Source organism: Acinetobacter defluvii (assembly GCF_001704615.3).
GTDB lineage: Bacteria > Pseudomonadota > Gammaproteobacteria > Pseudomonadales > Moraxellaceae > Acinetobacter > Acinetobacter defluvii.
The window spans coordinates 529,587-544,293 of record NZ_CP029397.2; the positions used below are offsets into that span (position 1 = coordinate 529,587).

Annotated in this window: 13 protein-coding genes; 5 read left to right on the forward strand and 8 right to left on the reverse strand. The window is 37.5% G+C overall.

Features of this window, described 5'->3' with window-relative positions; translation table 11 throughout:
• Nucleotides 1–87 precede the first annotated feature (87 nt).
• A complete protein-coding gene (locus DJ533_RS04850; RefSeq protein ID WP_065994080.1) occupies nt 88–597 on the forward strand; it encodes a hypothetical protein in 510 nt (169 codons plus the stop codon).
• A gap of 238 nt (nt 598–835) precedes the next feature.
• On the opposite strand, the gene plsB is transcribed toward DJ533_RS04850, so the two are convergent.
• Nucleotides 836–3,418, reverse strand: a complete 2,583-nt coding sequence (plsB, locus tag DJ533_RS04855; RefSeq protein WP_065994081.1) for a glycerol-3-phosphate 1-O-acyltransferase PlsB — start codon at nt 3,416–3,418, stop codon at nt 836–838.
• A gap of 282 nt (nt 3,419–3,700) precedes the next feature.
• Here plsB and DJ533_RS04860 point away from each other — a divergent pair, with 282 nt between their 5' ends.
• Both DJ533_RS04860 and DJ533_RS04865 read left to right on the forward strand, forming a co-directional pair.
• On the forward strand, nt 3,701–4,576 hold the full coding sequence (locus tag DJ533_RS04860) for an acyl-CoA thioesterase (RefSeq protein ID WP_065994082.1): 876 nt from the start codon (nt 3,701–3,703) through the stop codon (nt 4,574–4,576).
• A gap of 143 nt (nt 4,577–4,719) precedes the next feature.
• Nucleotides 4,720–5,970: a dicarboxylate/amino acid:cation symporter gene (locus tag DJ533_RS04865; RefSeq protein ID WP_065994083.1), complete on the forward strand. Its 1,251-nt coding sequence runs from the start codon at nt 4,720–4,722 to the stop codon at nt 5,968–5,970.
• Here the strand turns inward: DJ533_RS04865 and DJ533_RS04870 are convergent.
• From DJ533_RS04870 to DJ533_RS04900, 7 genes are all read right to left on the reverse strand, one after another.
• Nucleotides 5,965–6,453: a hemerythrin domain-containing protein gene (locus tag DJ533_RS04870; protein WP_171488533.1), complete on the reverse strand. Its 489-nt coding sequence runs from the start codon at nt 6,451–6,453 to the stop codon at nt 5,965–5,967. The genes DJ533_RS04865 and DJ533_RS04870 overlap by 6 nt on opposite strands.
• A 157-nt stretch (nt 6,454–6,610) precedes the next feature.
• The gene (locus DJ533_RS04875) at nt 6,611–7,555 is read right to left on the reverse strand and encodes a metal-dependent hydrolase (protein ID WP_065994085.1); all 945 of its coding nucleotides are present in this window, start codon (nt 7,553–7,555) and stop codon (nt 6,611–6,613) included.
• Nucleotides 7,556–7,683: 128 nt separating this feature from the next.
• Nucleotides 7,684–8,529, reverse strand: a complete 846-nt coding sequence (yihA, locus tag DJ533_RS04880) for a ribosome biogenesis GTP-binding protein YihA/YsxC (RefSeq protein WP_065994086.1) — start codon at nt 8,527–8,529, stop codon at nt 7,684–7,686.
• A gap of 102 nt (nt 8,530–8,631) precedes the next feature.
• On the reverse strand, nt 8,632–9,075 hold the full coding sequence (locus DJ533_RS04885; RefSeq protein WP_065994087.1) for an RrF2 family transcriptional regulator: 444 nt from the start codon (nt 9,073–9,075) through the stop codon (nt 8,632–8,634).
• Nucleotides 9,076–9,272: 197 nt separating this feature from the next.
• Nucleotides 9,273–10,037: a globin domain-containing protein gene (locus tag DJ533_RS04890; RefSeq protein ID WP_065994088.1), complete on the reverse strand. Its 765-nt coding sequence runs from the start codon at nt 10,035–10,037 to the stop codon at nt 9,273–9,275.
• A 157-nt stretch (nt 10,038–10,194) separates the two neighbouring features.
• Nucleotides 10,195–11,778: a helicase HerA-like domain-containing protein gene (locus DJ533_RS04895; RefSeq protein ID WP_065994089.1), complete on the reverse strand. Its 1,584-nt coding sequence runs from the start codon at nt 11,776–11,778 to the stop codon at nt 10,195–10,197.
• A gap of 224 nt (nt 11,779–12,002) precedes the next feature.
• Nucleotides 12,003–13,190 carry a PLP-dependent transferase gene (locus DJ533_RS04900; protein ID WP_065994090.1) on the reverse strand — a complete coding sequence of 396 codons (1,188 nt, stop codon included), beginning with the start codon at nt 13,188–13,190 and terminating at the stop codon, nt 12,003–12,005.
• 189 nt (nt 13,191–13,379) lie between these two features.
• Here DJ533_RS04900 and DJ533_RS04905 point away from each other — a divergent pair, with 189 nt between their 5' ends.
• Nucleotides 13,380–14,108, forward strand: coding sequence for a type 1 glutamine amidotransferase (locus tag DJ533_RS04905; RefSeq protein ID WP_065994091.1), 729 nt, complete (start codon nt 13,380–13,382; stop codon nt 14,106–14,108).
• A 273-nt stretch (nt 14,109–14,381) separates the two neighbouring features.
• Complete coding sequence (rpsJ, locus tag DJ533_RS04910) at nt 14,382–14,693, forward strand: 30S ribosomal protein S10 (protein ID WP_004725677.1); 312 nt, start codon at nt 14,382–14,384, stop codon at nt 14,691–14,693.
• Nucleotides 14,694–14,707: the final 14 nt, after the last annotated feature.

A 14,707-nucleotide genomic window follows, 5' to 3' on the forward strand; every position in this document is an offset into this window, starting at 1 on the left:
TCGCATAACGTGTATTATGTTAATTTTAGAAAATCTTAATTTTAAATCATTCCAAACCTTTTATTGTCTTTTGAGCGATTTTTTAACATGTATCAAACACAAACGATTCAGACATTACTCAGACATGTTTGGAATCCTTTACCTTCTTTTTCTAATAAAAATATCGTACATATAGCTGATCAATTATATGAAATTATAGAAAATCTTGGTGATATAAATGACATTAGTGATTTCTTAATGGATATCTCAACTAATGAATACAATGGAAATATTTCATCAGAAAAATGCATGCAAGTAGCTACTCAAATTATGAGCTTTTATGGTGGGGAGCCTATAAAAAACGATTTTGGAAAAATGAGATTTTCAATAGGGCAGTATTATACTTTTTTATCATATAACACTAAGAAAGAAAATTTAAAAATGACATTCAACATGACCTTAGCTGGAGAAATAGTTTTAGATCCCAATAAGATTCCACTAAAAGGAGAGGAGAGACACCAATTAATCAAAGTAATGCAAGAAGCCTATGCTGATAGATTAATTATTGATAATGAAAAAAATTCTGCATATATAAGAGAAAATTTATCTTTTAGGTAATAAATCTATTGTTAATATTTTTAATTTTTCCTATAAAAAAATACTGTATTTAACATAATGGGCACTATGCGAAATACTATCAAGATAATCTATAGAATTTGATCACTTATTTGAAATATTGCTATAAAAAAGCGACTTAGAAAAAAGTCGCTTTTTAGTGTTTTCTAGGTTTTATCATTAATTTTAGATAAATCAATTAAAAGATACCTCTCCTAAAAGGAGAGGAAGTCTCTGAATCTTACTTCTTCTTCCGTTTTAAACGCTTCTTCGCTTGTTGCGCAGCTAAAGCATCTAACGCAGCTTTTAATTCATCATCGGTAAACGACGTAATGTGTTGAAGCATTTGCAAAGTCACATCATCCAACACCAAGTTGGCATATTGTGCAACATTACGGAATTGCGCATCAAATACAATCGCATTGTCTTCATTGGTCTTGATATAACCTTGCTCAGTTAAGACTTTCACAAAGCTTTGGAATAAGGCTTTATCAAAGAATTCTGGCGAATTGAACTCATACAACACAGACAAACGCTGACCAACAAGATGACTCAGCTCTTCAACCTGGCGAATTGAAATATTGCCCGAACCACGTTGCGTGATGAGCGCCAAAGTCATGTAATAACGCTCAAGACTTTGACGCACAGGCTCTGCCAACACTGCAAGCTGATTATGATCTTCTGAATTTGGTGTTGGACTATAAATAAAGTCTGCATCATCCACAAAAATCAAATTTGCTTGTGCCAAAGCATTCACATACTCAGAAACTTGTGCATTGATTTCACTATTATTCCACTTTAAAAATAATTCAGCTTTTAAGAATGGATACAAGGTACGGATTACATTGAGTAAATCCACCTTACTGATTTTACCATTATGCTCAACCAAAGCAGCAATTAATGATGGTAAAACAAAGGCATGTAAAATGTTATTACGGAAATAGGTCAGTAAAATGGCTTGATTGTCTTCAATCGCGATAATATCGCCAAGTACGTGTTGAACACGTTTAATCAGTTTCAGTTTTAGACCATAAGCAATGATTTCTTTACCAGACAATGGTGTTACTTGTGTGCGTTCATCATACGGCAAAGCGGTTAATAGCTTGCGATAAGTGTCGAGTTGTTTTTCACAAATCTCTTCATCTAACGTATGCTTAGGCGTTGCCAATAAGATCAATGACAAGAGCGAAACGGGGTTAATCACGACCGCACGGTTAATATTTTCCAAAATCATATGGGCTGAACTATTTACCGCATCAGACACTTGATCTGGAATCGGGTCATCATTATGTTCAATCTGAACTTGATCAGCTCCATGTGCTTTCAATACATCATCTAGAAAAACAGGTTCCCCAAAGTTGACATGCACTTTACCAAAAATCCGTTCAATCTTTTTCAAGGTTTGAATAATACCGAAAATAGACTCTGACTCCTTCGGTTTACCATTCATTTCCCCCACATAGGTTGCGCCTTCCATTAAGCGCTCATAACCGATATAGGTGGGTACAAAAGCGATCGGTTTGGTTTTACCGCGTAAATGACCATGTACCGTCATTGCCAACATGCCTGTTTTAGGCGGCAATAAACGACCAGTACGAGAACGGCCACCTTCAATAAAATATTCCAAAGGTGTATTGCGAGATAAAATACTATATAAATATTCTTTAAATACGGACGTATAAAGCGCATTACCACGGAATGAGCGACGAATAAAGAACGCCCCACCACCACGTAATAATTGACCTACAAATGGCATATTTAAATTATCACCTGCAGCGATATACGGCACCATTAAGCCACGTTTAAAGATCACATACGACAACAACAAATAATCGATATGACTACGATGACATGGGGTATAAATGATTTCATAGTCTTTCGCCAACTCACGTACCGTACTGAAATTATGTACTTCAACACCATCATAAAGTTGGGTCCATAAACGTGTCAGTGCAACTTCGGCAAAACGTATCGCTGAATAAGAATAATCAGAGGCGATTTCATTCACAAAGCCAATCGCTTTACGTTCAGCTTCAATCATGCTGATTTTAGAGCGAATACTTTCTTTACGAATGGCATCTTGTACATCGGGTGACTTGATTAAAGTCAGCATGACGTTACGGCGGTCAGAAAGGTCAGGACCAAGAATCACTTCACGTTGACGATCTAGATAGTCATTCAACTGGTTAATAATATAGGTTGTGGGTGAAATATTCGGATGTTGCGTTTTAGCAAAATCGACTAATTCACGTAATGATTTTGCTTCATGAAACTCAAGAAAAGACTGACGACCATGTAAGCCGATATTCATCAACTGCTTGACTTTACTCGGGGTCGCCCAAGTGTCTGTAAACAAAAGTTTTAACCAAGAATCTTCTTTATCTGGTGAGCGTCCCCACAAAACAGTCACAGGAATCAGTTCAATGTCTACATCAGGATGTTTTTCAATAAACTCAATCAGACGCACTAAACGAGGTGGGTAAGCATGGGATTGTTGCCCTAAGAATTGTGCATCATCATTATTTTGTAAAAATAAAACTGCAGCTTTTTCTTTGTGATTTTCTAGCACAATTGGATCAAGTGCGGGTTGTAGGTTTAGGCGACGAGTTTCTGCATCAACAACTAGTGCATTACTCCGTGAATAATTTTGTAACACATAACACACGAGTTTTTGTGTTTGTGTCGTTATATCAGATTGATTATCATCATCTAAGAGTGCAGTTTCTGTGCTAGGAACTTCTCCAAGAACATGTGGTGTGACCACGAGGTCAAGTAGCTTACTGGAAAGCCGACGATATATTTGACCAAAACCATTCTTGGACATATTGACTCCTAGTTCCTAAGAAATACTGTTGATGCAATAAAACTAAAATTAAAAACGTTGTAAAAACCGTGTGTTATTTTATGACAAAGGATCATCATACTATGCGGTTTTATCGTTAAAAATCGTATAGTGAAGAATTATAACAAAAAAATAAGTGACGATATTGTTTATGAAACTTTAGTAAAATACTCTGAAATTATGGCAAAATACTCAGTATTCTCACAGCTTTCAGGTATGTCGTGAATTTTACTTCACTACAGCCTAAATAAGAATAGGTTTTATATGAATGCTTTAACCCAAGAACTCATTGATTTACTCACATTAGAAAAGCTTGAAGCGCATATTTTTCGTGGGCAAAGCCGAAATCTCGTAGGTAAACGAGTTTTTGGTGGGCAAGTTTTGGGTCAAGCATTGCGTGCAGCGTCATATACTGCTGATCGTCCCGTGAACTCTTTGCATGCTTATTTTCTGTATGGGGGTGACATTAATGCACCGATTATTTATGAAGTAGATAAGCTACGTGATGGAAAAAGCTTTTTAAGCCGTCAGGTTCGAGCAATTCAACATGGGCGTACGATTTTTTCAGCGATGGTATCCTTTGCAACGCCAGAGGATGGTTTAGATTATCAAATTGCAGAGCCACAATATCCAAAACCTGAAGAGTTAAAGTCTGAGCAAGAATTAAAAGAGAATTTAGTCAGTTTTATTCCAGAAAATATTCGTACAGCATTTATGCGTCCACGCCAAGTTGAAATTCGTCCAACCACGATCAGCAATCCTTTTCAACCTCAGCCAGAAGCACCCTCATATGCGCATTATTTGCGCACGCATGACAAACTTGCGCCTGCCTTGGCAGATGATATTGCATTACACCAAGCGATTGTGGCTTTTTACTCAGATTATACGTTAATGATGACAGCACTACGTCCGCATGGTTTGAACTATCTATCTCCAAGTTTGCAATGTGCCAGTATTGATCATACGATTTATTTCCATAAAACTGTAAAAGCGGATGATTGGATGCTTTACGATATGGATGCAACTATTAGTGCTAATTCTCGTGGGCTAAACTTTGGGCGTATGTGGCAAAATGGCGAACTGGTATGCAGTACTGTGCAAGAAGGCTTGATGCGTGTACGTGAAATAGAAAATCAATAAAGTTAAAATATAACAACGTTATACAAGCCATCATGATTGATGGCTTTTGCATTTTTAAGATGAGACTTGTCACAAAAAAACGCTCGATTGTTCATGCTTTCAATGGCATAGTGCATGCAAGCAAAGAAAAATAGTCAGTGAAGATGAGCTTAAATACGCAAATTTTAATTGCCGCAATTTTAGGTGTTGCATTTGGATTTTTACTTAATCTGTTTCCCGCTACACAATTTTTTGACAGCAGTATTTATCTCTTAGGCATTGCCAGTAGTATATTTATTGGCTTATTGAAAATGCTGCTCGTCCCTCTGATTTTTAGTTCAATTGTGGTCGGCGTTTCTAACCTACAAGCAGGTGGGCAGCTCAGTCGTACATGGAAAATTACTTTAGCTTGTTGTGTAACCACCACAACTTTGGCACTGATTTTAGGTCTTACTTGTGCGCATTTATTTGATGTGGGTAAAGGCGTAGATATTGCATTGTTTCAAGATGCCATGACTAACCATCAAACCCCAGACACATTAACGCCAAGCTCTTTTTTTACCAATTTTATTCAAAATACCTTGATTAACCCATTTAAAGCATTTGCGGAAGGCAATGTCTTGGCAGTGGTGGTCTTCGCACTATTTTTGGGTGCAGCTTTGGTCAAAGGTGGGGATAAATTTAAAAGTATTCGTGTATTGAGTTTACAGTTTTTTGAAGTCATGATGTTTTTGGTGAGTTGGGTAATGAAACTCGCACCGATTGGTATTTTTGCATTATTGGCAAAACTCATTTCTACAGAAGATATTTCGATTTTGAGTCGTTTGGCAGAGTTTGCTGCGGTGGTGACAGGCACAACGATTTTTCATGGGGCAGTAGTGTTGCCACTATTGTTATGGGTTTTTGGGGAAATGAGTCCTATCACCTTTTTCAAAGGTGCACGAGCAGCATTAATCACCGCATTTGCAACCAGTTCTAGTTCAGCGACCATGCCATTGTCTATGCAGTGTGCGCAGCAAAATTTGGGTGTACGTCCGCAAACCGCAGGCTTTGTCATTCCACTTGGGACACAGCTCAATATGGATGGGACAGCTTTATATGAAGCAGCTGCCGCCTTATTTATTGCAAATCTGATGGGCTTGGATTTAAGCATTGCGCAACAAATTATTGTCTGTTTAACTGCAATGATTGCTTCACTCGGTGCACCAGGTATCCCGAGTGCAGGGATGGTCACTATGATTATGGTTTTACAATCTGTGGGCTTACCTGCAGAAGCAATTGCGATTTTATTGCCAATTGATCGCTTGTTAGATACGGTGCGAACGGTGGTCAATGTGCAAGGTGATATGATGATCAGTGTGGTGGTTGACCATCATACTAAAACGCTTGAAAAGACAAGCAGCTACAATTCATAGGGAAGGTTGATAAAGCGGATAAAGCTGATTTTCTTCACTGTGAATACGCTGTGTTAATACTTCACCAATCGCAGCGTATTCTGCTTGAAAAATGGTTAGGTTTTCATGTGAAATTACCTGAGTTTGCCACTTTTTAATAAACATGACAAAAGCATGTGAAATGCCATTCATTTCTTTACGATACTCTTTCACTGTTTCTAAGTGATTTTCATTTTCTGCAAACTGTTGCTCAAGATAGCAATAAAAACTGACATTTTCTTGCATGATGTGACGATTGAATTCAGTTTTTAAGGTGGCTAAAGCTGTTTGAATATCATCAAAGTTTTGTGTTTGAATGAGTTGATCGATTTGAATATACAGTGCAATCAATTGCTGATGATCATTTTTTAAAGAAGGGATTAAATCTTCGGAATACGAAATTTTATTTTCACTTTTTGTAGATGCAACATGACTGCGAGTGGTTGATGCAGAAGAACGGTGCACGAGTTTTTGAAAAAACTGGTAAAAAATAGCGAATAAATTTTTCATTCTCAGTAAAGTTATCTTGTGGCTTATTTACTGAAATTATAAATAAATGTGATATATTTAACAAAAAATAAACCATATAAAAGTGAATTTATATGGTTTATTTTTTAGTACTTTAAGCTGCTTGAGGCAATGCACGCTTAGCAGCAGGAGATTGATCTAAATAGGCAATCGCATCTTCTGTTTTTGCTTCATGCACAGGATCATACCACGGCATTAAATAACCGAGCTGTTGCGACACGAGCCAAAGCGGATGAGGCATAATGCGATTATCTTTTTGTGCAATACTTGCCCATTCACGCCATATCCAAGGTTTGTAAAATGCAGGTTTTTTATTTGCAAAGCGTGGGTCTTGTCCCATGATATGTGCTGCACCATCTACCCATAAACCTAAAATAGCAATAATAGCGATAACACTTTGATAATAACGGGAAATATAACCACCACCGAGGTGACGATATAAATCAAATGCCACTGTACGATGCTCAATTTCCTCTGCACCATGCCATTTTACCAAATCTAGCATATTGGCATCTGCACCAAGTCGCTCCCATTCTTTATTATAAAGTGCATATTTACCTAATACACAGGTCATATGTTCAACGGTTGCCACAATACCTAAACGAAATAAATCCCATTGATGTTCTAAAGCTTTAGGTACATGAATGCCTAGAGGTTGATCGGCTAATAACTTTCCAAATAAAAAATCCATGAGATTTAAATTACGTTGAATATCAATGTTACGTACAGTGAGATATTCTTTATTGGCAGAGGTATGGGCTTGTGCATGCATGGCTTCTTGGCGAATAAAAGCACGAACATCTTCAGCAAGTTTTTCGTCTGTGACTCTTGGTAATACTCGGTTATATAAGCGGCAAAACCAAAACTCACCTGCAGGTAAAATGTTGTGAATTTCATTAATGAAATAACTTGCAAAAGGTTGATTTGGAATCCAATCCACAGGCGTTTCTTGCCATTCAAATTTCACTTTACGAGGTTTGATATGATATTGAATAGACGATCCAATCTTACTATTTTTTAAACGAGAGAATAACTTCATCGTACTGTCCTAATTTTTTTAATTTGATTCCACATTCTTCTAGTATAAAAAAATGCCCTAAATTATTCTTAGCAATTTAGGACATTCCAATATCAATAGGTGATGGATTTGGTCGGACAATTATACAATTATTTTAATTGATCTAGATTATTGTTAGGGTTTTCATTGAGTTCTGCGGCGTTCGTGTCCTCCATCTCATCTTCTATATCATCTGCTGATGCTTCAGGAATACTGTCCAAATCAAAACCTGTTGGATTATCTAAAGTAAAATTCAAACGTCCCCCCATCACACTTGCTAACTCTTCTAAACCTTCTTTGTTTAAAGATGAAAACAGTTGAATCGAAAAATTTAATTTCATTTTCTTCAATTCTTGTTTGACCTCTAGTAAGGCTTTATTGGCTGGACCACGATTAAGTTTGTCAGATTTGGTCAGTAATACATGCACAAATAGTTGACGAGAATATGCCCATTCCAACATCATCACATCAAAATGTTGTAGTGGATGGCGAATATCCATCAGCAAAATTAAGCCTTGTAAACTTTTACGATGGATAAGATAGTTTTCTAGTTCTTTTTGCCAAACGATTTTCATTGCTTCAGGTACTGCTGCATAACCGTAACCTGGCAAATCGACCAAACGTTGGTGGGGGTTACCTAGACTAAAAAAGTTGATCATTTGAGTGCGACCAGGCTTTTTAGAGGCACGAGCCAATTGTTTTTGATTGGTAATCGCATTAATTGCACTGGATTTACCAGCATTTGAGCGTCCTGCAAATGCAACTTCATAACCTGTATCTTCTACACACAAGTCGAGTTTTGGTGCGCTCATTAAGAACTCAGCTTTGCGCAACCAATTTAAGGCGGTGCTTGCATATTCAGAAATAACGGAATCTACTTTTTTTTCGTAGCTAATTTTTTGCCGAGGCGCATTTGCTGTTTTACTGTTTTTCGACTTTCCACTGCTGCGATGCATAATTCAACTTCAAACTAAAAATTAGCTTTAGTATAAATCATCACGCTCTGTGTTACGAATTTCTGAGAATAAATTCAAAAAATGTCTAAACTGAAACTCAAATCAAAGTTGAATAAGTTCGATCGCTGATTGCTTTGAAGTTGGAACATTCGTTGAGCGGCTTAGTACATCGGCAACGGTATATTGATCTAAAACTTGATAAAACTGTTCAACTGCATTATCCAAAATACCTTTTAATCCACATCGACGACGTAAAACACAAGGGGGGGTATTGCATTCAACAATAGGTGCCTCACCTTGCAAAATACGAACCATTGCACCGAGTCGTAGAGTGCTAACTTCAGGATTTAAGCGAATTCCACCACCTTTACCTCGTGTGGTAATGAGCCATCCTTGTTTAGCCATAAAATGCACAATTTTAACCAAATGGTTTTCTGACACTTTCAAATCTTTTGCAATCTCAGCAATGGTATAAGGCGTATCTCTAGGTCGTGCGGTATATAAGACTAGACGCAAAGCATAATCAGTAAATTTATTTAACTGCATAGCACTTTCAATTCATTAACTTAAAGCCATGTTAACGTGAAAATTCTTGAAAAGAAAAGAATTTGGCGATAAATCCGACTAGTTTTATCAACAATACTGTGGGAAGAAGGGGAGTGCGTAGAAAAGATCGAGTTATAATAAACAGTAAAAAAAAGTAGGTCAATACAAGACTGACCTACTTCTGTAAGCAAAAGAGATTAACCAATAAGTGGTGCGGTTACTTGAACGGTGTCACCCACGTTATAATGGTCAAGTAAAATATTTGCCACAGAAAACTCAGTTTTTTGTTGTTCAGGTTTTACCACAATTTGATAGTCATTGCCTTGCTGTGCTTCAGCAAATGTAAATTGTTGTGGTTGTTGAATGTCGTGATTCGGTACCTGAACTTTTACTGAAATATAATATTTAGGCTCTGATGCAGGAATCGTATTGCCATCTTGGGGTTTAAGGGTAAATTTCTTGCCTTCTGCCGTTTCTTCAATCGCAGAAATCTCAAAAGTACGCCAACCAGCCCAGCCTCCATTTTGTGTAGCTAAACCGTCATATTTTGCTTTTTCAGCATTAATTAAAATATCTGCAAGCTGTAAATAAGCTTCTTTCCATGCTGCAATCAAGTCAGATTCAAAAGGAACATTTAAAACCTCACTAATAGAATGTAATAAATTTTCACCTACAATAGAGTATTGATCTGCTTGAATATCTAAGCTGACATGTTTTGTCGCAATGTGTTCAACAGCTTTTGCTAAGACACTTGGATTTTCAATATTTTCAGCATAAGCCAAAACTGCAGCTGCAAGTGCGCGAGGTTGGCGACCTGAACTTTGGTGATCCATATTAAAAATATTTTTGAGATCAGGATTATTGGTCAGCATGCGGTTATAAAAATATTGTGTTAATGCAACGCCATTTTCACGTAGCACAGGCACTGTAGATTTTACTAATTCGATATGTTGTGGTGTCATGGCTAGACCTTTTTATCTGGCTTTATAAGATGTATTTAAAATACATTTTTAATAAGCAAATTGCAATATGCTAAATATAAAAAACCATTAAAAAATTAAGGAATAATAGGTTACTTCTTAATTAATAATGATTTATTGGTATTAAAATAAATAGAAATTATCTTTTTCCAAATAGTGAGCCAAGTAAGCCACGAACAATTTTTTGTCCTGTACTACCACCTAGGCTGCGTGCTGCACTTTTTGCAAAAGTACCTACAATATCTTGGGTCAGTTTTTCACGTTGTTTTGCTGCGCGTTCAGCTTCCTTTTGCTGTTCTTTAGCAATACGTTCTTGCTCTTTGGCTTGTTGTTTTGCTGCAACTTCTTGTTGTTTTAATTGTTGCTTAGTGATTTCTTCAAGCTGCTTTGCTTGCTGCGCTGCCAGTTCAAAGGCAATTTTTTGTTGAGCGCTCTCCGTTACTTTGCGTTGTAACATTTCATAGGCACTATCACGATCAACTTCATTTTCATAGATACCCGCAACAATACTTTGCGCTATCAATGCCTTGCGCTCTTCTGGGTTGATTGGAGTAAATGCAGAGTAAGGAGGCATTACCATACCACGCTCTACAATTTGTGGTGTGCCTTGTTCATCCAAACAGCTAATTAAAGCCTCACCTACCGCCAGTTCGGTAATGGCTTGGTCTACTTTAAACTCTGGATTGGCACGGAAAGTATCTGCAGCAGTTTTGACGGCTTTTTGATCTTTTGGTGTAAAGGCACGCAAAGCATGTTGTATTCGATTACCCAGTTGCCCGAGTACATCCTCAGGAATGTCGAGCGGACTTTGTGTAATAAAATAAATCCCCACTCCTTTAGAGCGAATCAGACGTACCACTTGTTGAATTTTTTCTTGCAAAGCTGGGCTGGCATTATCAAATAATAGATGTGCCTCATCAAAGAAAAACACCAGTTTAGGTTTGTCCATGTCACCCACTTCAGGTAATTTTTCAAACAGCTCTGAAAGCATCCAAAGTAAAAAAGTTGCATAGAGTTTAGGTGTATTCATCAATTTATCAGCCGCCAATAAATTGATGTAGCCATGACCATTGGAGTCAGTTTGAATAAAATCCATGATATCCAAGCTAGGTTCACCAAAGAATTTATCACCGCCTTGATCACCTAAAGCTAAAAGATTGCGCTGGATTGCACCTAAACTTGCGGGTGAAAGATTGCCATATTCTGCTTTGAGTGCGGCTGCATTTTCACTAACATACGTCAGCATCGCTTTAAGGTCTTTAAAGTCAATTAGTAATGAACCTTGATCATCTGCAATCCTAAAAACAGCAGAGAGCACACCTTCTTGGGTTTCATTTAAGTTAAGCATTTGCGCAAGCAGTAAAGGACCAATTTCTGAAACTGTAGTACGGATTGGGTGTCCTTGCGCACCAAAAAGATCCCAAAAAATAGTGGGTGAAGCTGCAAACGGAATCTGATCGATACCTAAGCTTTTAATGCGTTCATCAAACTTTGGATTGCTTGAACCTGTTTTGGCTATACTTGATACATCGCCTTTTGCATCCGCTAAAAATACAGGTACACCAATGCGAGAAAAGCTTTCAGCCAAAACTTTTAGGGTGACCGTTTTTCCTGTTCCTGTTGCCCCTGCGATGAGTCCGTGACGGTTGGCAAATTGAGAATGTAAAACAATGTTTTGTGTGATATTAGATGTTTTTTTTGCAATAACCAGTGGCGTTGCCATAAGTGAACCTATTTTCTATATAAAATTTTGATGTTATTGGAATATTTTTTAACATACAAATTGTAAGTTGTGCTTAATTTTTAACTATTTTTACAATGCTAAAACAAAGCGTTATATGTAATCTCATTACTTTGATTTTAATCATTTAAAAGACTGAAAAACAATGAATAGCTGGTAAAAGAGAATAATAGACACACTTGAGTCTATTATTCTCTCTGGTTTTATTATGTGATGGTTTTTAAAGCTTGTTGAATATCTTGGATCAAATCCTCGGTATCTTCCAAGCCGATACAAAAGCGTACCAATACCCCTTGTTGTAAGTGTTGTTGTGGCAAAACACGCATAGTTTTTAAATCATAGAGCATGACAAGGCTGACCGGACCACCCCAGCTAAAGCCGAGTTTAAAGAGTTGTAATGCATCGCAAAATCTACGAACAGTGGTTATCTCATATTCAGGTTGGAAAATAACACTCACCAAGCCAGCACTCTGTTCGGTTTGACAAGTTGCTTTCCAGAAAGGATGGCTGATATTCTCAGGATCAGCAGGATGTAAAACTTGAGCGAAAGTATTTTGTGTTTTTAACCAGTTCAAAAGGTATAAGGCACTTTTTGATTGATGTTCGTAGCGGATTCGCATAGAAGCTAAACTACGTTGCACTTGAGCAGCATCATCTCCAGAGATTGCAATGCCTTGTATTGCATGCATACGAAATAATTGATGATGTAATTTTTGATCACGTGTGACCACAGAGCCCATTAAAATATCACCGCCACCACTAGGGTATTTGGTTAGTGCATGTACTGAAATATCGACAGATAAATGCTCTTCACTAAAATCAAAGGCATTAAAAGCTAGACCTGCACCCCAGGTATTATCTAAAGCTGTCAACAGATGATGTGCTTGGGCTTTTTTTACAAGTTTAACCAAATCTGGAAATTCTAAGGTGACCGAACCTGCAGCTTCTAACCAAATCAGTTTGGCTTTGGGAGTTGGTTGGAAGCTTTCAACATCAATTGAATTATATACTTTAATCTGAATACCATAACGTGATTCTAAATTGCGTAAATGTTCCATATTGGGACCATAAATATTATCCGCAACCCAAACCTCATCGCCATAACTTAAAAAGCATGAATTGACGAGGTTAATGGCAGACAACCCACTTGGCGCTAGTAAGCAATATTTCCCCCCCTCAATTTGTGCCATATTATCCCCCAAAGTAAAGGTCGTAGGGGTGCCATGGGTGCCATAACTATAATCATAATCATCTGTCCAATGACGATCGAACAGGGCATCGGTATTTTCAAAAATAATTGTTGATGCACGATACAGGGGAGCTTGGATTGTATTTATATATTGTGGGGCTTTACGTGGGGCATGGATTAATGCAGTTTGTGGTTTTAGTTTCACAGTGTCACTCAAAATAACAAGAAAAAATATGACACTTAGCAAACCATATTCATCCGTAGCCACAAAGCAATAATTTGTCAAAATTAATAACCAAACTCAATATTGGCTTCGTTTTTGCATTTTAGCTTTTGTATTTCTAGCAATGTTGGATTGTGTCAAGCACACATACAATAAAAATAGGTGAAGCCCATGAGAAATTTGAAAGTCCATTATTTTCAACATATTGCAGGCGAAGGCTTTGGCAGTTGCTATGCGTATTTAAAGGCAATGGGTGCTGAAATTACCGCCACAGAGTTTTTTGCTTTGCCACTAGACTCACAATTAGACATAGATGCATTACCGCATGTCGATGAGGTTGATTTACTGATGATCATGGGAGGTGAAATGAGTGTCAATGATGAAGCAAATTATCCATGGTTAAAAATCGAAAAAAGATGGATTCGACGTTATTTGGCGACTGAAAAACCCGCCATAGGCTTGTGTTTAGGAGGGCAACTCATTGCAAATGCGTTAGGGGCAAATGTAAGTCGCAATCCTATACAAGAAATTGGTTGGACTTTAATCAATAGAAGTCAGCCTGTATTAGAAAATGTATTTCAGATTCCAGACCGAATGAAGGTGATGCAATGGCACAGTGAAACCTTTGATATTCCTAAAGGTGCGATCAGGTTAGCAGAAAATCATGCATGCGTGAATCAACTTTATCAAATCGGTAAAAATGTCCTAGGCTTTCAGTTTCACCCTGAAATTACTCCACATAGTTTAAATATTTTTATAGACCACGAAGAAGAAAATAGGGTGTTTAATAATGCATCATTACAGAGTTTGAATACATTAAGGCACTCTCAACAGCAGGATTACCAAATGGGAAATATGCTACTTAATCATGCAATCGATTTTGTTTTAAAGATAGAGTGAAGTGATTAAGCAATAATCAATGTAGATTTACAATTAAAATGACCTAAATAAAGAAAAACGGTTAAATAGGTTTGCTTAAGCGTTAAACAGTCGCTATAATGGGCGACCCTTCGATAGGAAGGGCTGAATGTCCAAGAAAGTCATTCAGATCGTTACAGTCGTGGCATCGATCACGACCTTAGTGATAATTCACTGCTCTTGACACTTGCCTTTTTAGTAGGGTGAGATGCGTCAGGAGTGATTCTTTATATATTTGGCTTGGAGTTAACTGGTATGTCTAACCAGAGAATTCGTATCCGTCTTAAGTCTTTTGATCATCGCTTAATTGATCAATCTTCTCAAGAGATCGTAGAAACAGCAAAACGTACTGGCGCACAAGTATGTGGTCCAATTCCGATGCCTACTCGCATCGAGCGTTTTAACGTTTTGACATCACCACACGTAAACAAAGATGCGCGTGACCAATACGAGATCCGCACTTATAAACGTTTGATCGACATCGTTCAACCTACAGACAAAACTGTGGATGCATTGATGAAGTTGGATCTTGCAGCTGGTGTTGATGTTCAGATCGCATTGGGTTAAGGCTTTCGGTTAAT

Coding starts and splice junctions, on each gene's coding strand:
- DJ533_RS04850 (WP_065994080.1), top strand. CDS start 88: ATGTATCAAACACAAACGATTCAGACATTACTCAGACATGTTTGGAAT.
- plsB (WP_065994081.1), bottom strand. CDS start 3,418: ATGTCCAAGAATGGTTTTGGTCAAATATATCGTCGGCTTTCCAGTAAG.
- DJ533_RS04860 (WP_065994082.1), top strand. CDS start 3,701: ATGAATGCTTTAACCCAAGAACTCATTGATTTACTCACATTAGAAAAG.
- DJ533_RS04865 (WP_065994083.1), top strand. CDS start 4,720: ATGAGCTTAAATACGCAAATTTTAATTGCCGCAATTTTAGGTGTTGCA.
- DJ533_RS04875 (WP_065994085.1), bottom strand. CDS start 7,555: ATGAAGTTATTCTCTCGTTTAAAAAATAGTAAGATTGGATCGTCTATT.
- yihA (WP_065994086.1), bottom strand. CDS start 8,529: ATGCATCGCAGCAGTGGAAAGTCGAAAAACAGTAAAACAGCAAATGCG.
- DJ533_RS04885 (WP_065994087.1), bottom strand. CDS start 9,075: ATGCAGTTAAATAAATTTACTGATTATGCTTTGCGTCTAGTCTTATAT.
- DJ533_RS04890 (WP_065994088.1), bottom strand. CDS start 10,037: ATGACACCACAACATATCGAATTAGTAAAATCTACAGTGCCTGTGCTA.
- DJ533_RS04895 (WP_065994089.1), bottom strand. CDS start 11,778: ATGGCAACGCCACTGGTTATTGCAAAAAAAACATCTAATATCACACAA.
- DJ533_RS04905 (WP_065994091.1), top strand. CDS start 13,380: ATGAGAAATTTGAAAGTCCATTATTTTCAACATATTGCAGGCGAAGGC.
- rpsJ (WP_004725677.1), top strand. CDS start 14,382: ATGTCTAACCAGAGAATTCGTATCCGTCTTAAGTCTTTTGATCATCGC.